This is a genomic window from Novosphingobium sp. PhB57, assembly GCF_004342985.1.
Lineage (GTDB): Bacteria > Pseudomonadota > Alphaproteobacteria > Sphingomonadales > Sphingomonadaceae > Novosphingobium.
In genome coordinates this window covers 49,743-67,923 of sequence record NZ_SMBO01000011.1, presented here as the reverse complement: position 1 = coordinate 67,923, position 18,181 = coordinate 49,743, and the positions used below count along the sequence as shown (strand labels likewise).

The window sequence follows — 18,181 nt, the reverse complement described above, 5'->3', positions numbered from 1 at the left end:
TTCCAAGGGTGTAATGTGGCGCTCAAAAAGAGCCCCGCATTGCCAGCGCGCGGGATCAGGAAATCATGAGAAAGTCGTAAGGCACCGGAGGCCCGGCTGCGCGGACCTCCGGACCAAATCATCTCGTCGCGCGCAGGTCATGCGGCGGCGGACAGATCCGCGTCTTCTGCATGATCGGCAGGTCGGTCAGGCGCAGCCGCCCCTGTACGAACCGTTCCGTTTTGCCAAACCGCTTGGCAAGGTCCGCCGGGGTCTTCTTCTCTCGCTCGATCATGCCTTGGAAGGCCCGACATTCGTCCGCCGGATTCATCGGCAGGTTGTAGTAATTTTCAGCGAAGCTCATTTCGATGGCGTTTCGCGTGTTCTTCACCACCAACACCGGGACCATGAAATCTTCTTCAAGCTTGCCGCTGGCAATGTTTCGATGAACGCATTCGAGACGGCGTCCGCCGCCGACAATCTCGTATTGGCCCTTTTTGCGCGGCACCGGCACGCCGATTAGGTTCTGAAGGACGATGCCGGTCTCGCCGATATTCGCCTCGAGTTCGGCATCGGCGGCCTCGTCGCTTTGCGTCCTGACGTTGTGCCTGGAAACCGTGCAGTCGAGGGCTCGGACATAGAGGATATTCGCAATGGTCATGGGGTAGCTCCTTCTTGAGGATCGGCTGAAAACCAGCCCGTCATCCACCCCACCCCTCCCTCTCCTCTCCCTGTCGCTTCAGCACGTCGTTCCAGTCATTGAGGCCATGCCACGGCCATTCGACACCGACATCGAGCCCGCGGCCTCGGTACACCGCCTTTGCCTTTAGCGCCGCAACCCGCCCGGCTCTGTCGTTGTCAGAGAGAAGGACGAGGCGACGGACCTGGCTCGGCAGCTCGATCACGTGAAGCCGGCTGCTGCCAAGAACCGCCCAGACTGGAATTCCCAGCAAGGCGGTAGCCGAAAGGGCAGTTTCGATGCCCTCGGCGAGGCCGAGCTCCCACGAAACAGGCGCAAGCTGAACTGCGCCGTTCCACAATCGGCCAAGGCAAGCCCTCGGCTGCTCAAGATCGGTAGCCAAACCGCGGCCATTCGGTTCGAGGAAAGTGCGATGCAGCGCCGAAATTCCCTGCGCGCCTCTAACTGCCGCAATCAGGGCCGGCCGGCGCTGGACCATCGGGCCTCTGCCGATTGGTGTGCGCGGATGGAATCTGAGACCGGGTGGAAGGACGGGGAGCGAACGGCTCTCGAGATAGCTCGCGCCGATCGTGCCCTTCAGTGGGACGGCCTGCTCCCAAAGTTGAATGGCGCGACGAGCTGTAGAAGCCCCTTTGATGGCAGTGGTCGAAACCGGTTCCTGTTGTCGGGGGACGATCCAATTCCTGGCTCGGAGTGCCGCAAGCACCGCAGTGGTGTCACATCCGGCAAAACAGTGAAACAGAAGCGTCCTATCCCCGACGCGAACCGAAAGGCTGGCAACCCTGTCGTTGTGAGCAGGGCACAGGCAGGTTCCGCGGTCATGCCGCCAATGGCCGGCGAGCTCAGCTACAATGCGGGCCCCCGCGGCGGCCAGATTTCCAGCTGAATCCATTGCGCTGATCTCCAGAGATAATGGCTGATCGACCAGCCACGTACCTCCCCAACCCTCCTCTCTTCTGCCCCAGCCATTTTCCTGCGCTCGGGCGGATTGTGACACTTTTTGGACAATATGGTTCAAGAAAGAATTTGTGCTCGTGTCATCTTCGTACCGGGAAACACCTGAGGGAGCATTCAATGGCAAGCATCTCCAGTCATGGGAATTTCTTTGTGCGCGGCGCAGCATACCATTCCTTTTCACCGCAGAGATCGGAGGTTTTTGCGTTGCCGGCTTCTGCCGAAGAACGGCAACACCGCCCATCTTTTCAATGTTTGGCGACAAATCGATCTGAGGCAGCGAGATCCAAGACAGACGCTAGTTCCCGGCAAGAATGGCAGCGCCACGGATCTGGCACCCGTAGCGCATGGCGCCAAGAACAGACTGGAACCCGGAGGTGGGGTTGATGGGCACTTACGATCAGAACATGGAACGGCATTCCAACCGCCACTTGATGGTTGGAGTAACCTTGCGGGGGCTGCAGCTCCTGACGAGAGAGCTCGGGCTCGATCTCTTCAGCCAGCCCGCTCTCGAGATGCTCTTCCACCTTTATGCCAAACCGGATGGTCCCCCCTGTTCGCTGACCGGCCTCACCTCCGTTTCGAGTACGTCCGAACGCAACTCGCAAAGGATTGTCCATCGCATGGTGAAAGAAGCAATGGTCAGGACCGGCCCGGACGACTGCGATGGTCGGCGGACGATAGTGGACCTCACGGACAGAGGCAGGCAGGCGATCGATCGATTCCTCGATGACTGGGCAACAAGCGCAGAAGTCCTTGCCCTTCTCGATAGGAACTCGACATCGAGAAGGTAATTTCAGGAATTGTGCCACGCACGCAATGCCGAAGACTTGAACTCATTTTCAAACGAGAGCATTGTATGCAATGCAGCGCGGAGTTGAGAGGCGGGGTGCCGGCTGCAGGTAAAGCCTTCCACGCATGAACAGGAGCGGGACCATCCAGGTCGCGCGCAAGCACTGGAAATGAATGCCCGCCACCGGTGGTGGACCTGTTGTGCGCGTTTCATATCGTTTCCCTGCCGAAAGCACATCGTGCATCGGCATCTCCGCAGTGTCGTGATAGCGATGCTGCAGTTTGAAAAAGAAAAGCGCGAAAGCGCATCGGAAACCCTGTTTGATAACCGGAAGGAATTCGACAGTTTCTATCGCCGGGAGGCTCCAAAATTGCTTCAGTTCCTGAAGCGCAAAATCTGGATCGAAGAGGAGCGGGCCGATCTCGTTCAGGAAGCATTCGCGCGCCTGATTGCCGCGCGCGGTGCAGCCGCCCAGGATAATCCAGGCTCGTACATTCAGGGAATCCTGCGGCATCTTCTCGCCGACCGCTCTAGTTCCTGGGCGAAAAGCAAGGCCATGCCGTGGGATGATCTGTCCCTTGCCGCCGAGCCCGAGCAGCCCGATGCTGCACTCGAACTAGCTCAAATGCAGGGATTGTATAGAGCTGCAATCGACGCTCTACCGCCGAAAACAAGGGAGGTCTTCATGCTGCACCGCGCCGAAGACATGCCCCAGCGGGACATCGCTAAGAAGCTGGGTATCAGCGTGAGAACCGTGGAATGGCATGTTGCTCATGCCGTTCATCGGATCGGAAAGGCACTCTCGGGCCATGAGTGAACGCCGCGCCTCAGCCGCCGCCTCCGTACCAGACAAACTTCTTGAGGAAGGTGCAATCTGGTTCGCCCGAATGCGCGGCCCGGATGCCGATGACTTCCGGAACGACTTCGAGAAATGGCTCAATCATGCCCCCCTTCACCAAACCGCTTACGAGCGCGCCGGTGAAGTCTTTGCGATGGGGCGTTTTCTCGCAGCAGAACACGCCGGGCGCGGCGGCGTTGCAAACGATAACGGACAGAGGCACGCCTGGCTAACATGGCTTTCCGTCGCTGCTGCGCTTGCGATCGGACTTGCATCGAGCGCGTTCATTTTTCTTGGACGTTCACAATTCGAGATGGTCGAATCTTCGGTGAAAAGCGCCGCACTCGAGCCGGTACAGAGCGAACGGTACGTAGCTGGTGCCAGTTCTACGCTTGCGGTGCATTTACCCGATGGTTCGACCGCTACGCTAGCCGCGGGCAGTGTTCTCACCCGCAAGTTCAGCGCCGATCGCCGGGAGCTGCGGCTCGAGAGCGGCATGGCCCGCTTTGAAGTCGCTCATGAACGGCGTCCGTTCGTTGTCCTTGCAGGGGGCGGGAGCGTGACCGCGCGCGGGACGATCTTCGATGTCCGGCTCACACCTGACAGCCGCGTGGCGGTAAACCTGGTCAGGGGCGTTATAGATATCGAGCGACCGCGGGAACCAGACGGTTCGATCGCGCCCTTCTCGCGCCTTGAACCGGGCGAAAGTGTGGCATTCAGCATCGGGAACGAACGCCCCCTTGCTGCTCCGGCAGGTACAGTGTCAGAGTTGGCCGACAGTTCCTTCAAGCATGACGAACCTCGGGTATTCGATAGGACGCCGCTTGCCGAGGTAGTTGCCCAAACTCATGCGGCATCAGGAAACACCATCCTTTTCGCCAACCCTTCGATCGGTCAATTGCGCGTCAGCGGCCGCTTTCGGATCGATGACACTGAAATGGTAGCAGACCGGCTCGCGGCGCTGTTCGGGCTGGAAATCGATAGGACAGCGGCCGGCGAATTGACCTTGCGAAAAAGAGATTGAAAAAAATCTCGTCCCTCCCCCGTAGTTATCCGTGCTGCCGCGATGCCTCCTGCAAAGACCAGTCAAAATGACTGGATCCCTACAGGGGGGAATAATGAAAAATAGAATAAGGCTTTATCTGATGGATGCCTCGATCCTGGCATCCATGCTCTACGCGGCACCCGCCGCCTACGCCCAATCTGACAAAAAAAACTACAATCTCGAAGCCGGCGAGCTTGGCGACGCGCTCCAAGCCGTCAGCCGTCTTTCGGGTCGCGAAATAATCTTCAGTTCGGAAGCCGTCATCGGCCGGCGTGCTCCCCGCCTCCAGGGGGCGTACAGCGCGGACGAAGCAGTGCGTCGACTGCTCTCTGGCTCCGGACTGAAGATTGAATACCGAAAGGATGCCATCATCATCGGGGGGCGACCGGAGGCGAGCGACGAGGCGGGGAAATCCTCGCTGAAAAGCGCCGAGATCGTCGTAACGGGTTCGCGCATCGCGGGAGCGCCACTGGCTTCCCAAGTGATCACGCTGAACCGCCGGCAAATTGACGATAGCGGGCACACGAGCCTGCCCGAAGTGCTTGCCGCCATCCCGCAGAACTTCGGCGGCGGTCAGAATCCCGGCGTCGGTTTCAACGTACCGGTCGGCAATGGCGAGTGAGAACACCGGTAATAAAAGGGGCCATCCGTCGGCTGAGAGCACCGGGATAAAAAGGGGCCAGTCCTGCTAACCTCCGTTTTTGGGCGGAGGAGAAGGATGAAGAGAGTGGAGCTTTATCAGAAGGTCCGGCGTGCGGTGATGATCGAGGGGATGAGCCGTCGGGGTGCTGCGCGTTATTTTGGCGTCAACCGCAAGACGGTGGACAAGATGCTGACCTTTCCGGAACCGCCGCAGCACGGGCGGTCGGGTAGGAGCTACAGCCGCAAGCTTGCGGAGTTCACCGAGATCATTGACCGGATACTGGTTGAGGATCGCACGGTGCATTTCAAGCAGCGCCATACGGCGTTTCGGATATTCGAGCGGCTTCGCGATGAGCACGGGTATGCTGGCGGCATCACGATTGTCCGCGATTATGTGGCGAGCGCAAAGCTCCACAGCCGCGAGGTGTTCATTCCGCTAAGCCACAAGCCGGGTCACGCCCAGGTGGACTTTGGCGAGGCGGACGGGATCATCGGCGGCAAGTTGCTGCGATTTCACTATTTCTGCATGGATTTACCGCACAGCGATGCGCCGTTTGTCAAAGCGTATCCGGCCGAAGTAGCCGAGGCTTTTTGTGAAGGCCATGTGGCGGCGTTCGCCTTCTTCGGCGGCATCCCGCAGTCCATCCTGTACGATAACACCAAGCTGGCCGTGGCGCAGATCCTGGGCGACGGGAAGCGTGAACGTAGCCGGATGTTTTCCACTCTGCAGAGCCATTACCTGTTCGAGGACAAGTTTGGTCGCCCTGGCAAGGGCAATGACAAAGGCAAGGTCGAGGGATTGGTTGGCTATGTTCGGCGTCACTTCATGGTGCCGATGCCGGTGGCCGAGAGCTTTGATGCGATGAACGCTCGCTTTCTCGAACAATGCGTGGAACGCCGTCAAGCTGTGCTGCGCGGGAATGAGCAGAGCATAGCGACAAGGATGGAGGCAGACCTGGCGGCATTCATGGCGTTGCCGGCGACTGCGTTCGATCCGTGCCATATGGTGACGGGCCGTGCCTCGTCGATGTCGCTCGTGCGCTACCGCACCAATGATTACTCGGTGCCGACCGCCTACGCCCACCAGGAGGTGGTGATAAAAGGCTATGTCGAGAGGGTTGAGGTGATCTGCGGCGGGGAACGGATTGCGGTGCACCCGCGCAGCTATGAACGCGAAGACTTCATCCCCAATCCGCTGCATTATCTGGCGCTACTGGAGCGCAAGCCACGCGCGCTGGATCAGGCTGCGCCGCTGGATGGCTGGGTGCTGGCCGAACCGATGCACCGTATCCGTCGTTTGATGGAGGCCCGCAGCGGCAAAGAAGGTCGACGTGAGTTCATTCAGGTGCTGCGCCTATGTGAGAAATTCGAGCAAACCCTTGTCGAATGGGCAGTGGCGCGGGCGCTGGAGATGGGGGCGATCAGCTTTGATGCAGTGAAGATGATTGCGCTGGCACGCCTTGAGCAGCGCCCCCCGCGTCTGGATCTGGAGCTCTATCCGCATCTGCCTCGCGCCCATGTTGGGCGAACCAATCCACGCAGTTATCTGGGCCTGCTGTCCGGGACGACTGCTTCGGCTCCTGGAGCGGCAGCATGACCGAGAACCTGATGCCGCTGCCCGCCATTGAGCAGGCTTCGACCAGCGTGCCGCCAGCGGTGCTGCTGGCCAACCACCTCAAGGCACTGAAGCTGCCGACCTTCGTGCGTGAGCACGAGAAAGTCGCCCTGGAGGCCGCGCAGGACCGCGCCGATTATGCGCGCTATCTACTGCGCCTGTGCGAACTCGAGCGGATCGATCGCGAACGCCGGATGGTCGAGCGCCGCATCCGCATGGCCAGATTCCCGCACACCAAGAGCTTCGACACCTTCGATTTTGCAGCCCAGCCTTCGCTGAACAAGGCGCTTGTGCTGGAACTGGCACGCGGGGAATGGATCGAGCGGCGGCGCAATGTCATCGCGCTCGGGCCGAGCGGCACCGGCAAGACGCACGCCGCCCTGGCACTGGGCCTTGCCGCCTGCCAGAAAGGGCTCAGCGTAGCATTCACTACAGCGGCAGCGCTGGTGCATGACCTCATGGAAGCCAGGGACGAACGCCGATTACGCACCCTTCAGAAGCATCTGGCTTCGGTAAAGCTGCTGATCCTCGATGAGCTGGGCTACGTGCCGTTCACGGCCGTTGGCGGCGAGTTGCTGTTCGAGGTGCTCAGCCAGCGCTACGAACGCGGCAGCACGCTCATAACCAGCAACCTGCCGTTCGACGAATGGACATCAGTGTTCGGCTCCGAGCGCCTCACCGGCGCCCTGCTCGACCGCCTGACCCATCACGTCCACATCCTCGAGATGAACGGCGAGAGCTTCCGGCTCGCCAGCAGCCGCAAGCGCCAGAAGGGCAAGGAGAGCAGCAAGATGCCTTAATCAAAAACGGCTATCGGCAGCGGGAAATCGGCTTCCGCTCCGCTACAGCCGCTTCCCCGCTGCCGATAGTGCCCAGCCTCAATCCCAGGCTGTTTGACTGAACCAACTGGCCCCTTTTTAAACCGGTGCCTGGCCCCATTTTATACCGGCGTTGACAGCCATTCATGGCTTGCAGAAAGCCGACCGTCGGAGGGCGGCAACACGCTCGATAATGGTCGTTCGGCACATCTGAACATTCCCACTCGATCCCACCAGAGAGCGACCTCGGCTGTCGGGTAGCAAGCAAGCCCAGTCCCTCGTCGCTCGACCACGCCACGACAGGGTTTGTAGCGGGACCATCTGGCATCCCCTGAAAGCGAAGCCTATCAAGGTCGCCGATGCTACGTCCCCGGGGGAGATGATGACCGCAGCTGCACTCAGTCCTGATACGCCCGGCCGCCGGACCGCGGTCGGTCCCTGGTCCGATCTTGCGCTCCACACGATCGGGTGGCGCGCTTTTCAGGACCTGTGTTCGCAGGTCTGTGAGATCTCACTCCAGCGCTCCGTCGAAATCTTCCGCGAAGCGCAGGATGGCGGGCAAGACGCAGTTTTCCTTATTCCGGCCAAGGCGTCTGCGGCGGCGATCGGCACGGTCCAGTGCAAGCACACCTCGGATCCGGCAAAGCCGCTCAGGGTGAGCGATTTAACGCCCGAACTCGCTCACGTCCGCGAGTTGGTCGCTGGCGGCCAGGCCGATACCTATATCTTCATGACCAACATGAGCGTCGATGCCCCCGTCGCCCGCGCGTTGCGTGCAGTGCTGACAGCCGAAGGCGTTCGCAAACCGCATATTTTGGGCCGCCAGTTCCTTTGCCGCGCGATCCGCAGTAGTGCTCGGCTGCGCGCGATGGTGCCGCAAGTCTATGGTTTGGGCGACCTTACCGCGATTATCGACGAGCGACTGAGCGAGCAGAGCCGGGTACTTCTCGACAGCTGGGTCCCCAAGCTCAAGACTTATGTCCCTACCCGCGCCCACCGCGCCGCTGCCCGCGCGATCGCCGATCATGGCGTGGTCTTGCTGCTCGGCAATCCGTCGAGCGGGAAATCAGCGATCGGCGCGATCCTGTCGACGATCGCCTCGGAGGTGCCCGACAATACCGTACTGGCCCTGACCAGCCCGCGCGACTTCGAGGAGGGCTGGAATCCGAACGATCCCAAGCGCTTCTTCTGGATCGATGATGCCTTCGGCGCCAACCAGCTGCGGTCGGACTATGTCCAGGATTGGGCTTCGACCTTCGTCAAGCTGCGCGCCGCCGTGCGTCATGGAAACCGCTTCCTGCTCACCTCGCGCAAGCATATCTACGAGGCAGCGAAGCGCGGTCTCGGCCAGCGCAATCTTGCCGAATTCGCCGACAATAGCGCAGTCGTTGACGTCGGGGATCTGAGCGTCGAGGAGCGCGCGCAGATTCTCTACAACCACATCAATTATGGCGGGCAGACCCAGAGCTGGAAGTCGAGCGTGAAGGACCATCTCCGGGGGGTCGCCGCGGTCGAGACCTTCCTGCCCGGCATCGCCGAGCGGCTCGGCGATGCCAACTTCACCAGGAGCCTAGTGCCCAGCGAAGCATCGCTGGTCCGGTTCATGCGGGAACCGCGCGAGCATCTGATCGACACGATCAACGCACTCGACCCACAATTTCGCGCCGCATTGATTCTGGTCTACGTCCAGCAGGGCGTGTTCAACACGAATGGCTATGATCGCGACGCCGCCAAGGCCGTCGCCGAGCTGATGTCGATCGGATTGACTGAAATCCTCGACTGCTTCGCGGATCTCAAGGGCAGCTTTCTGCGGCTATCTGGCTCACGCTGGAGCTTCGCTCATCCGACAATCGCTGACGCACTCACCGAGATTCTGCGCGCCAAGCCGCATATGATGGCGGCACTCATTCGGGGCGCGACCGTCGAAACCATCCTCGCCAACTGCACCTGTGAGCACAGCCCGTTGATCCAGGACGCGCTTATTGTGCCAGAGGACCTCGACGACGCTTTGATCGACCGCCTTGCAGCTTCACCAGACGAACTTCACCCCAATTACATGCTGTTCAGTTTCCTGATCGAGCGGGCGAGTGACACCGTGTTCGAGCGATTGGTTCGCCGCTGCCCCGGAATCTTCGAGCGCCGGTCATGGAGTTCGCAACTGATCACCTATGATCCCAAGATCGGTGTCTACGCGCGGGCGCACCGCCTTAGCCTGCTGTCCGGGATCCAGCGCCTCTGGGCGGCTGATCAGCTAGATGACGCCGTGCGCCATCGGCTCGACCTGTCCTTTGTCGAGAATGAGGAGATGGTGGCGCTGATCCCGCCTATTCGACTGATCGCGCTGGGCGTGCGGCTGCGCAGCCACCTGCTGCCTGATCTTGAGGAACATATCGACGGTATCGTCGACGAGGCCGATCTCGACGATGAGCCGGTCAGCCATTTCAAATATGTCAGCGCGGCGCTGGATGTTATCGAAGAGCTGCCGCTCGACAGCGACGGCGAGGCGTTGGTCTTGGGCGCCCGGGACAATCTCAGATCGTCGATCCTCGTCCTCCAGGAACGCAAGGAAGAGCGGGAGCGCCAAAATGAGGACGAGGACGATGGGGTCGACTGGACCAGCATTGCCACCGAGAAGGCGCCCCAGCCGATCCAAAGCGCGGGGACACCCAACGCACGCTCGCTCTTCGACGATGTCGACAAATAGGGCGAGCGATGGAAAAGATCCTCACCAACGCCGTCCAGTCGATCCAGATCGGCATCGAGGATTATCATTCAAGTGATCCGCGCCGGATGAGCTGTTCGTGCTCGAGGACATTATGTGCGCGGGCTGTGGCTACGTACCTCGCGCTCAATGCACGGCCTGCCATGCCGCGATCAGCCCGGGGGATGCCGAGCGCCAAGACGGGCGGTGCGTGTCGTGCTTCCTCGGCCTGCAGTAACTCCGCGCTCCGCATCGCGAGCCATCGGGCAGCCACTTTCATGCGGCAATGATCTGGGGGGCGGCCGACCCGCCATCAACGCCGGCCACTCGATAGGCCGGCCCCTCCCGAGACCAACTTTCGAAGGTGATAGTGACGAGGCGCTCGCCCTCTCGTACCGGACGCAGCTTGCGCTGAAGCAAGCCCAATAGACGTTCCTCGTGGGTCGAAATGATAATCTGACGGTGCGCACCAAAGCGCCGAAGTACGTCTACGAGCCCGAGGAGATTGATGGAGTCGAGGCTTTGCAGCGGATCGTCGAGAATGGTGACGCCCAGCTTTAAAGTGGGGAGGGCGAGGTTCATGGCCAAGAACAGCGAAACGGCGAACGAATTGAGCTGCGAGCTGCTGAGCAGGGGGCTCGCATTGTGGCGCTTCGCGTCTCCGTCTGGATCCGAGACGCCCACGTCGAGCCGCCCTTTGCCGCGTTCCATCCCTGCAACGATCTGGGTCACTCGAAACGTTGGGTGTGGATCGATACGGCTATATATCCGCTGGAAGAGCGGCGCGATCTGTCGGATCTGGCGCTCGGTGACAGAAAGCGAAGCGCCCCGCAGACCCTCGATGATCCCGCCTGCCAGCGCATGGGTCGCGTCTTCACTCTCCGCGCGAAGCTCAGCCTCGCGCAATTTTGCGGTCAGTTGGGTACGCTCCTCCTCGAGGGCGCCGCGCTGCTGTTGCTCGCCAAGCCGCAGCACTGCCAGTGACAACTGCTCTGCGTCGGCAATCAGATGATCCAGAGCTGCCAACGACGCCCGGGCGCGCTCATCGCGCTCCCGTAGCCGGTCGCTCACATCGTCATCCATGGCGAGGCCGAGATCGGCCAGACGAACTTCAAGCAGTTTGCGCCTCGCGTCGCGGTCGCGCTGACGATCCTGGATAGTTCGAAGGGCGGCGCGCGCTTGTTCGAGCTCTCGCTGCAGGTCAGAACGGGCTTGGTTGAGCGCGCTTAGATCGATGCTGGACGGTTGTGCGAGGAACGGTGACGAGGCCGCGTCGATCAGCATGTGCAGATGATGAATGGTGGCCTCGATGTCGTGCTGCTGCTGGCAAACCGGGCATGTCGCCCCGAGATCCTGCAGGGCCAAGCGTGCAAGTGTCGCCGCACGATCTGCACTATCGGCCGCCGCGACCGCAAGCGCCCGTTGCTGCGAGAGCTTGGCTATTTCCTCGGCGATCCTGGAATCTGCTGTTTCCATCCGACGCAGAAGGTTCTCTTCCATCCCGGTCAATGTGCGCGCTTCATCGTCCAAGGGGGATGTCGGCTCGGCGATATCGGTGATCTGTTCGAGCAGCCCCATTGTCATGGTGGCCTCCCGCGAAAGGCGCTCCCGTTCGGACCGCAATGCCTTCAGAAACCGGTCGAGGCGGGCTGGGGTGAGGGGAGGCTCGTCCTGGCCAAGGCGAGACTGTCCGACTATGGCAATCGCCCTATCGAAGATAGCAACCGCTGCGCCGCGCGCATCGGCACTCTCGACGATCACGCCGTCGGATAGGCGCGACAAATGATCCTGAAGTTGCGCGAGACGAGCTTGGGCAGGTTCGATCTCATCTTTCCGGAAGCTGTTCGTGCTTTGCGCCCAAGCCCGGCGGCTTCTTTCCAATGCTGCCTGAAGCTCGATCACGGCGCCGGCGCCAATCACTTCGCTGACAAGCCTGAAACGATCGACAGCGGAGTCTTCCTCGATAAATTGCCGCACAAGATCTTGCTGCAAATACACGGCGCGAGTCAGGACTTTCCCGAGGGCCTCGCGAGCTCCGGCTCGATCCTTGAGATGAGGGAGCAAAAGATGTGCAAGGGCCTGTTCCGCGCTCGCGCCATCCAGAACCTCTTCGTGGGTTGTGACCCGCACGGTTGTTTCATCGCCCGCAGCGGATCGCGTGATCGTTAGATCTTGGCTGTCGTGCGACAGCACCAGTTCACACCGGGCCTGCCCCTCGCGCGCATAGAGGGAGATGGGGGAGCCAAGATCCTCGAAGCGGGCAATTTCGCCCGCGAGCGTCCAGAGGATCGCGTCCAGCAGTGATGTCTTTCCGACGCCGTTTGGGCCGTGAAGAAGGATGACATCGGCGTCGAGATCGAAAGTAGCTTGTCGCCCGAATGCCCTGAAGCCTTCAATGGCGATGGATTTAAGCCTCATGGGATTGCTCTGCGCGCATGAAGCCGCTCGAGCGGGGGCTCCATCGTCCGGAACGCGTCAACCACCGTTTGAAGATCTGATGGGTCGATCGATCCCTTCATAAGATCCGGGAGCGTATCAAGCACGTCCTCAACCGCGGAAAGCGTGTCCGGAAGCTTTAGCGGTAGCAACAGGTCCAGGACACGTTCGACGTCTCCGGCCGTCTGCAGTATGCTTCCAGTAGCGATAATCTTGCGTAGGCGTGTGGTGTCCCGTTCGATCCTCACCGCTGCAAGCGGATCGATCGGATCACTGACACTCAACAGCACCAAATAGCCGTCCCACGCTTTTGGGGCAGCGCGTGCCAGACGACGAGACAGGAGGTCCACCAGATCGGCCTGGGCTTCGAGCCACTCGGTTTCGAGTTGCTGCCAAGTCTCGAACGCCACCAGCGATACGACGCTGAACGCGTCCTCGGCGACGAGGCTGCCTTCACCCAGGCGCGTCATCTCGGTGAAATCGCGAGCAACTCGATACCCGCTGCGCGACAATATCTCGCTCGCGAGCGCGAGCATCGTCGATGTGTCGAGGGCACCTCGTTTAGGCGGCATGGAGCAGACGTCCTATTCGATCCAGATAATCGGGATCATTTGCAGAGATGATCAGTGCCTCACTTGGTCCGCCAATAATATCGGCCGGATCCTCGTCGGCAATCAGATCAACATGGGCAAGGGGCGGAGCTTCTGCTGCAGGCGCGCCGACCAGCACGAAATCGGCAGGGATCACGGCGTTCTCATTGATCCGTTCGCAGACCGCCCTCGCACTAGGTTCAAGCGCCGATAGGCGTCGCACGCCGCCGCCTGATGCGAGCACCAAGTGGCCTATGACGCGCCCATCGGCGTTGAGAGTCCATGTTCCACCGGGCGCAGGGAGGGCGGTCCATCCGAAATGCTCCGACAGTTGCGCGAGCCTCAGCAAGGGTTCGGCCAGGAGTTCATCCGTGTGCAGGGAATGAGGCCGGTAGAGCGCGGCGCGATCCAGCACTGCGTGGGCGCGGAATTTTCCCAGCACTAGCAACGCCTGATTGCGCAGCCGTTCCGTAAGCGCGACGAACTTGTCACGGTCGGCGGCCTCAACGCCGTTCTCCGCGAGGAGGGCTGCGCCATTGGCTCGCAACGCATCGACCTGTGCCGCAGCGATCCGCTCCGCTAGCTTTGAGACAACGACGCCCCACGTCCCGTGAATATAGCGATCTGCAGGGATGCTAAGCTGCTGGGCGAACACATTGGTATCGAAGGGCGCGGCGTCGGCTTGGTAAAGCTGCTTGCCACCGGCGAGAGCGTTCTGAATCATATCGATCGTCGTCGACAGGACGGGAGCGGCCGAGCCAAGGCCAGCGAACAGAATGGCAGGGGTTGCCAGGATTTGCTGGGCGACGAGCTGATGCCATTGTCCGATCCAGCCCTCATTGAGAACTTCGGTACGCAATATCATCGCTTCGGGAACACTATCCGCGTTACCGTGCAGCTGCACCAATGCTGCGCGCATTGGAACCCCGTCCCCTGGTTCTGTGACCACGGCGATTTGAACACCCAGTTCCGCCGCCGCATTTTGTACGGCTTTGTCGAAGTTGAGCGAGAGAACGTGGGTGATCGCGCCTTCCGCCATAAGAGCGACCAGCAACTTGTATCCGAGGTTGGGCTTCGCCAGACGCATTTGCTCGATCGGAAAGCATCGAACGAGGGCAGCCTGTTCGCCGGTGAGCTCGAAGACCAGCGTTGCCAATTCAGCGAGGTCTCGAGGATTCGGGCATTGGTGAGGCTGTAATAAACCGTCGAGAACAAGGGTACGCTCGCCCGTTTCGGCAAGATCGCCCGCTAGCGGGATGGCGGTGGGCTGCTCGATAGAGCAACCGGCCCCGATAACCAACGCGACTTGGCCACCACCATTTGCAGCGAGCGCTTGCAGTAAATCTGGTGGAATGATCGTCAAGTCCCGCCCCTGATAATCTCGAGCATCGTGACATAGCCGAATGGCGTTCAAAGTCGAAGGCTTTGGATTGGCCATCGAGGTGCGCTGAAATGGACAGCCTCAAATTTTAATGGCTGCCGGCTCATCCACCGCGATGACGAGCTGAATGCCTAGCGTCCAGAGCTCGATGCCGATCGCGGCCGCCAGCGCGTCGTCCGGCGATTGTGCGCGCTCTCTCAATCTTGCCAGCCGATCGCTCCGTTGGAAGCGGGCAACGTCGCCGGCGGTTCGTCCTCCCAAGCCATCCCCGTCTTCTACGAACTTCGCTTCATCGAGAACATGGTCGTGCCTGCGAATTGATGCGCGATCCTCAAATCCCGTATAGATTCGCTCGAGAGCGACACCCAATGGCTGCTTCTTTTCTCGAATACGGCCAGCCAGCTTCGTCATTGCCTCCTCACCATCCGCCTCCGGAATGCGTCGGGGTGTCGAGCAGACGTGCACCGTGAAACGGTCATAGACGATCCGATGGGCTCCGTCGATCGCGCCCTGATCATCCAGTCCCTGTCGAATGGCGGAGGGACGCACGAGGACGGAATTATCGAGGACCTGGCTCTGTTCGAAAAAATAGGCATATTGAGGCCAGTCGCTGAAGCGCGGCGCAGCGTAATAGACTTCAGCGCCATCTTGCTCGGCCTTCAACAGCGTTTCGAACTGTCCATCGGGCTCCGCCGTATCAACAGCGAAGCGCCAGAATGGCCGCACCAAGGGAGGCGGCGGTACGCTCTTGTCTGGACGATGGAAGCGAGTGAGGGACTGTCCGAGCTTGAACTGCAGCATCAGCGCAGTGCCGGGGCGATTAAACGCGACGTCGAACCCCAGGGATTTCTCTTGGATAAGGCTGGGGAGGAAGGGCACGGTCTGGATACCGCATTGCGCCAGCAGCAATTCCGCCTCGCGCGTAACGCCATAGCCGTAGGAAAACTCCGATAATCGTTCGTGCAAGTCGATCACCGGCGCGGGCCCTCCAAACCATTCCGACGACGTTATCGCTAGTCTGAAAAAAAATAAAGGCCGATGCTGCGGGCGAGTGCGGTGATCTATCTGTGTAGCCTTGGTTTGAAACGCTTTGCGCACACCGAAAATTTCTCCGGTTCAACGGTCTGTTTCGGCCGGTCTGCGATCTGAATACTGCCGGGCAGCTATCCGTCCGGGCCCGGACATCAGATATTCCGTTGATCTATGTCCGCTTTCGGGAGGCCGGAGTGATCCGCTGACTGACCGACAAGGGTCGTTCGCTGCCCCGACCGCCGTGTCGTAGGACTGTCCTGCCTTTTGCCACGCGATCCGTGAACGACGGCCTCAACCAAAAGTTGTCGTCGCTGCTTCGACACGAGATTGGTCCGAAATCCTCACAGTCGCCCTTCTAGGTATGCTTTGGGCGAAACGCCCATCGTTCGCCGAAACATGGCGGCGAACGCGCTGGGGCTGTCATATCCATGTTCCAGCGCGACACTGAGGACGGAGGCACCCGCCGCCAGCCGTGGCAGGCTGAGCAGGAGCCGCATTCGCCGCAGCCAGTCGCCGAAACTCAGCCCCAGTTCGCGGTGGAACATACGCGCCAAAGTGCGGCTGCTGACGTGGATTTCCCTTGCAAGCTCTTCCAGCGTCACCGGGCGGGCAGGCTCGGCGATCAGTTTCTGGCACAGCCGGGCAAGGCGCGGGTCGCGGGGCATCGGAACGTGCAGATGCAGGCGCGGCGCCGCCTCGATCTCATCAAGGATGAGATCCATCACCCGCTCGTCCCGGCCGCCGGCAGCATAGTCGAGCGGGATGCGCGTAGCGGCGACAATGGCCTCGCGCAGGAACGGAGACACCTCCATCACCTCACACTGTCGGGGCAGGCTGGGCCTGGCATCTTCCCGCACGAAAACGGTGCGCATGGGTACATCCCCCGCGATCCGGATCGCATGATCGCATTGGGGCGGCATCCAGACAGCGCGGCCGGGGGGAACGATCCAGCCACCTTCCGGCGACGTTACCGTCATGACGCCGCCCAGCGTGTGGATCAGTTGTGCCCGAGCATGGCGATGGGGGGCGATGTGCTCACCATCGGGGTGGTCGCTGGCGAATGCCGCAACCGGGCGAAGCGCCGCTTCGCAATCCTCTACTGTGCGCAATTTGTCCATAACGCAACGATGATTGTCATTTTCCCGAGAGAATGACAACCGGAAGCGTTCTAGCAGGCGGGCAGTGTCCACCGAGCAGAGCCCATGTCCCATACCATCCGCGTCCTTGGCGCCGTGATCCTCGTCCCATCGCTGCTGACCGGCTGCGCCGCCGTGCCGTCCGCGCCTCCGCATTCGACCATCGCCGCATCTACGGATGGCAGCGCCGAGGCGCCGCCAGTGCAATGGTGGCGGCTTTACCGCGAACCGGCGCTGGATGCGCTGGTGGAAGAGGCGCTGGCGAACAATCGCGACCTGCGGGTCGCCGCCGCCAACCTGCTGAAAGCCCGCGCGGAACTGGGCGAGGCACAAGCACGGCGCGGCCCCGCAACCGGTCTGTCCGCCGGTGCCGGATATGGCAGCACCTTGCAGGATCAGATCGCCGCTGCGGCCCAAGACGGCGAACCTGTCCGTACCGGCACCCGTTTCGACGCGGGAGCCGACCTGTCCTGGGAACTCGACCTGTTCGGGCGTCTCAGGTCCGACGTCAGGGCCTCCCGGGCGCAAGTCGCGGCCACCGCCGCCGATGCGGACGGCGTTCGCGTGTTGATCGCCGGCCGCGTGACCGATGCCTGGCTGCGCGCATGCGGCATGGCCGATCAGGTGGCCCTCGCGCGGGAAGCCGAGGTACTGGCGGAGCGCCGCCGCGATCTTACCAGGCAACTCGATGTTGCAGGCGCTGCCTTGCCCGTCGACCTACTGCATACCGAAGCAGCGGTCGCCGAGGTTGCAGCGGAGATTCCCGCGCTCGAAGCCGCCCGGCATGAGGCGCTGACTGAACTGGCGATCCTGACCGGTCGTCCGCCCTCGGATATATCGGCAACCGCCGCTGCATGCACCCGCCTCCCGGTGCTTGATACGCAGCTGCCTGCGGTCGACGGCGCAACCTTGCTGCGCCGCCGTCCGGACGTGAAGGCGGCGGAACAGAGGCTCGCCGCAGCGACCGCGCAGATCGGCGTCGCCGTGGGCGATCTCTATCCGCATATCGAACTGGGCGGCGGGCTGGGCCTGTCATCGCCGTCAGTGGCAGGCCTCGGTTCGCGCTTGAATGCGGTGTGGCGTCTGGGACCGTTTCTAAGCTGGAGCTTTCCCAACGTCAGTGCCGCGCGTGCCCGCATTGCCGGCGCGCGTGCAGGAGAGGCGGCCGCGCTCGCCCGCTTCGACGCGGTGATACTGGCAGCGCTGGGCGAAGCCGATCAGGCGGCGCAGGATTATGGCGCCGCGCTCGAACGGCAGGCGCAATGGCGCATCGCCCGGCAACGGAGCCAACGCGCCGAAACCATCACCCTTGCGCGCCGCACCGCCGGGGCCGCGACCGCGCTGGACATGCTCGACAGCGAACAGGCGGACATTTCGGCACGCCGCGCGCTGGCGCGGGTCGATGCCGAACTTGCCGCTGCGCAAGTCCACTTCTTCCAGGCGCTGGGCGGTGGCTGGGAAGATGCACCCGCTGTCACCCTACCGCCCGTTGCCATGACGAAGGCCTTTTCAAAGTGAGCA

At 61.4% G+C, this 18,181-nt stretch carries 14 protein-coding genes; 7 read left to right on the top strand and 7 right to left on the bottom strand.

All coding sequences use genetic code 11. From position 1 onward, the window contains the following. Positions 1 to 118: 118 nt before the first annotated feature. Together EDF58_RS22490 and EDF58_RS25985 are read right to left on the bottom strand one after the other, a co-directional pair. Positions 119 to 640: a ParB/Srx family N-terminal domain-containing protein gene (locus EDF58_RS22490; RefSeq protein ID WP_132269636.1), complete on the bottom strand. Its 522-nt coding sequence runs from the start codon at positions 638 to 640 to the stop codon at positions 119 to 121. Positions 641 to 680: 40 nt separating this feature from the next. Continuing rightward, complete coding sequence (locus tag EDF58_RS25985) at positions 681 to 1,157, bottom strand: toprim domain-containing protein (RefSeq protein ID WP_165921535.1); 477 nt, start codon at positions 1,155 to 1,157, stop codon at positions 681 to 683. 1,540 nt (positions 1,158 to 2,697) lie between these two features. On the opposite strand from EDF58_RS25985, the gene EDF58_RS22475 reads away from it, so the two are divergent. From EDF58_RS22475 to EDF58_RS22450, 6 genes are all read left to right on the top strand, one after another. Beyond that, entirely contained in the window at positions 2,698 to 3,243 is a 546-nt protein-coding gene (locus tag EDF58_RS22475) for an RNA polymerase sigma factor (RefSeq protein ID WP_132269631.1), read from the top strand. After that, positions 3,236 to 4,288: a FecR domain-containing protein gene (locus EDF58_RS22470; protein ID WP_132269630.1), complete on the top strand. Its 1,053-nt coding sequence runs from the start codon at positions 3,236 to 3,238 to the stop codon at positions 4,286 to 4,288. The genes EDF58_RS22475 and EDF58_RS22470 overlap by 8 nt, the downstream gene beginning before the upstream one ends. Before the next feature lie 121 nt (positions 4,289 to 4,409). Continuing rightward, on the top strand, positions 4,410 to 4,931 hold the full coding sequence (locus tag EDF58_RS22465; RefSeq protein WP_165921534.1) for an STN domain-containing protein: 522 nt from the start codon (positions 4,410 to 4,412) through the stop codon (positions 4,929 to 4,931). Between the two features lie 96 nt (positions 4,932 to 5,027). Continuing rightward, complete coding sequence (gene istA / locus EDF58_RS22460) at positions 5,028 to 6,548, top strand: IS21 family transposase (RefSeq protein WP_132269626.1); 1,521 nt, start codon at positions 5,028 to 5,030, stop codon at positions 6,546 to 6,548. Beyond that, a complete protein-coding gene (istB, locus tag EDF58_RS22455; RefSeq protein WP_279388339.1) occupies positions 6,545 to 7,366 on the top strand; it encodes an IS21-like element helper ATPase IstB in 822 nt (273 codons plus the stop codon). The genes istA and istB overlap by 4 nt, the downstream gene beginning before the upstream one ends. Before the next feature lie 400 nt (positions 7,367 to 7,766). Next, entirely contained in the window at positions 7,767 to 10,088 is a 2,322-nt protein-coding gene (locus EDF58_RS22450) for a hypothetical protein (protein WP_243654450.1), read from the top strand. A gap of 273 nt (positions 10,089 to 10,361) precedes the next feature. On the opposite strand, the gene EDF58_RS22440 is transcribed toward EDF58_RS22450, so the two are convergent. The 5 genes from EDF58_RS22440 to EDF58_RS22420 form a co-directional block, all read right to left on the bottom strand. Continuing rightward, positions 10,362 to 12,503, bottom strand: a complete 2,142-nt coding sequence (locus EDF58_RS22440; RefSeq protein WP_132269621.1) for an AAA family ATPase — start codon at positions 12,501 to 12,503, stop codon at positions 10,362 to 10,364. Next, the gene (locus EDF58_RS22435; protein ID WP_207913117.1) at positions 12,500 to 13,093 is read right to left on the bottom strand and encodes a hypothetical protein; all 594 of its coding nucleotides are present in this window, start codon (positions 13,091 to 13,093) and stop codon (positions 12,500 to 12,502) included. Before EDF58_RS22435 ends, EDF58_RS22440 begins: the two co-directional genes overlap by 4 nt. After that, entirely contained in the window at positions 13,083 to 14,474 is a 1,392-nt protein-coding gene (locus EDF58_RS22430; RefSeq protein ID WP_132269617.1) for a hypothetical protein, read from the bottom strand. The genes EDF58_RS22435 and EDF58_RS22430 overlap by 11 nt, the downstream gene beginning before the upstream one ends. Before the next feature lie 99 nt (positions 14,475 to 14,573). Beyond that, complete coding sequence (locus tag EDF58_RS22425) at positions 14,574 to 15,467, bottom strand: hypothetical protein (protein WP_132269615.1); 894 nt, start codon at positions 15,465 to 15,467, stop codon at positions 14,574 to 14,576. A gap of 398 nt (positions 15,468 to 15,865) precedes the next feature. Further along, positions 15,866 to 16,735 (bottom strand): helix-turn-helix transcriptional regulator, encoded by an 870-nt coding sequence (locus EDF58_RS22420; RefSeq protein ID WP_207913115.1) that lies wholly within the window; start codon positions 16,733 to 16,735, stop codon positions 15,866 to 15,868. Here EDF58_RS22420 and EDF58_RS22415 point away from each other — a divergent pair. Then, a complete protein-coding gene (locus tag EDF58_RS22415; protein WP_207913114.1) occupies positions 16,727 to 18,178 on the top strand; it encodes a TolC family protein in 1,452 nt (483 codons plus the stop codon). The two genes, EDF58_RS22420 and EDF58_RS22415, sit on opposite strands and share 9 nt — an antisense overlap. The last annotated feature ends 3 nt before the right edge of the window (positions 18,179 to 18,181 follow it).